The following is a 502-nucleotide window of genomic DNA, read 5'->3' on the forward strand; positions in this document are numbered from 1 at the left end:
TCATCGACAGCCATGCTCGCAATCACACCAACACCGATACCCATTCGCACATACGTTTTGATCACATCCGCATCGGTTGCAGTGAACACGACTCGCGGCGTCAAACCTTCACGGTTGAAGGCCGTATCTAACTCAGAGCGACCAGTAAATCCAAACACATAAGTCACCAAAGGATAAGCAGCTAAATCGTGAATAGTAACTAAGTCTTTCTTCGCCAACGGATGATCTTTTGGCACCACAATAGAGCGATTCCAGTGGTAACAAGGCAACATGATAGCATCTTGGTAAAGATGGAGAGCTTCTGTCGCAATCGCAAAGTTGGCTGTACCTTTTGCAATCGCTTCAGACATTTGAGAAGGCGTACCTTGATGCATGTGCAAAGACACTTTCGGGTAACGTGCCGTAAAACCTTTGATGACATCAGGCAATGCATAGCGCGCTTGAGTATGGGTTGTTGAAATGTTTAACGTGCCCATTTCAGGGTGAGTATGCTCGCCCGCTA

At 47.0% G+C, this 502-nt stretch carries 1 protein-coding gene; it reads right to left on the bottom strand.

Annotated elements, in window-relative coordinates; genetic code table 11:
• On the bottom strand, positions 1–502 hold a 502-nt coding region (locus R7Z77_RS28800; RefSeq protein WP_318137492.1), incomplete at both ends, for a LysR substrate-binding domain-containing protein.

Source organism: Vibrio sp. 1401 (genome assembly GCF_033340295.1).